At 47.7% G+C, this 1,601-nt stretch carries 2 protein-coding genes; one reads left to right on the forward strand and one right to left on the reverse strand.

Annotation, left to right across the window (positions count from 1 at the left end):
• Nucleotides 1–24: 24 nt before the first annotated feature.
• The gene (locus JHD69_RS19765; RefSeq protein ID WP_233166092.1) at nt 25–1,389 is read right to left on the reverse strand and encodes a beta-ketoacyl-[acyl-carrier-protein] synthase family protein; all 1,365 of its coding nucleotides are present in this window, start codon (nt 1,387–1,389) and stop codon (nt 25–27) included.
• A 27-nt stretch (nt 1,390–1,416) separates the two neighbouring features.
• Between JHD69_RS19765 and JHD69_RS19770 the strand changes: the two genes are divergently transcribed.
• Nucleotides 1,417–1,601: hypothetical protein (locus JHD69_RS19770; protein ID WP_199142058.1), on the forward strand; the 185-nt coding region annotated here is incomplete at its 3' end.

A 1,601-nucleotide genomic window follows, 5' to 3' on the forward strand; every position in this document is an offset into this window, starting at 1 on the left:
ACCCCCCCCCCCCCCCCCCCCCCCCTACCCATGTCGTGGTTCGTCGGCAGCGTCAGATGTGTATAAGAGACAGCATACAATCTGATTGATTTCCTTTTCAACTACCTTATTAGAAATAAGATGTTTGTAATAGGCTATCGGATGGCTGGGACCGTCCCATCCTTCAGTTCTTTGCAATGGTTCTAATTCCTCATTAAAATCATTTGCGTTTAAGCAAGGAAGTATTTTTTGCTCTTGCAGCATCATTACAGCAGCTATTAGTTCGATGGCACCTGCACCACCTAGAGTATGCCCCAATTGAGATTTCGGCGCAGAAATTTGATAACCATCTTCTCCTAGTACATCTACCACGCTGAACAATTCGACAGGATCTCCTGCTCTGGTAGAAGTTCCATGAACTTTTACAACATCGGGCTTGATAGGATGTTGATCCATTAGCCCTTTCCACAGCCGTTTTTGTGCATAATAGGATGGAAAAAACAAATCTCCATCTCCATCAACATTATTAAAATAACTATCTATAACCGCAAGAATGTTTGCCCCTCTTGCTTTTGCCATTTCATATTCTTCAAGCGCTACAACACCACTCCCAAAAGAACAAACAAGCCCTTTTCGGTTGACATCAAACGGACGCGAACTTTCTGCCGGACTAAAACCCCTGCTTAGCACGCCCATAGCATCAAGTCCTGCAAAGGTTTCTATCGAATTTCCTTCAGAGCCACCTGCAAGTGCTCTATCTTGCAATCCGAATTTGATTAGGCGATAAGCATAACCTACGTTACCTAAACCTGTTGCACAGGCCGAGCCAAGCGATTCGCTAATTCCTTGGTTTTTGATCAGACCCGAAACATGCGCAGCCTCTCTATAAACCATCCCTCGAATAGCATAATATGGACCTAACAATTTGGTTTTCTGGTGTTTTTGAAAAACACTTACCCATCCAGGTCGCCCTATTTGATATCCACCACTATTGGTTCCAATTGCCACGGCAGTTTGTTCTGACTGGATTTCGCTTTTATTCCATCCTGCCATTTCTATTGCCTCCAAAGCACCCAACATCGATCCCATAGCACTCATATCAGCCGTAACACTATTGGCTGCTGGTATTCGACCTAGGGTATCGACGTATTCTCTTGGATATCCTTCTACAACTGAACAGTATATGGTTTCGATGCTCAAGTCATTAGGATCGATAAAACCAGACACCTTCGATCGAATGCTACTTCCATATAACATTGTTTCGTCCCATTCTCGAATAAAGCTTTCTCCTGCAAAAAGACGCTGCTTGAAATCTGGCAGGTCTTTACAATTGGGAAAAGCTCCTCCCATACCCACAATTGCCACCTTTCTGTTGGGACTTACCATGTTATCCTCTTTTTTTTGTTTCAATAATAAGGTCTACCAAATCTTTCATCGTTGAGCCCAATTCATCCACCTGTCTCTTATACACATCTGACGCTGCCGACGAACCACGACATGGGGGGTGGTAGGGGGGGGGGGGGGGGGGGAAAGGGGGGGGGGGGGGGGGGGGGGGGGGGGGGGGGGGGGGGGGGGGGGGGGGGGGGGGGGGGGGGGGGGGGGGGGGGGGGGGGGGGGGGGGG

The organism is Pedobacter sp. ASV12 (assembly GCF_016429155.1).
Lineage (GTDB): Bacteria > Bacteroidota > Bacteroidia > Sphingobacteriales > Sphingobacteriaceae > Pedobacter.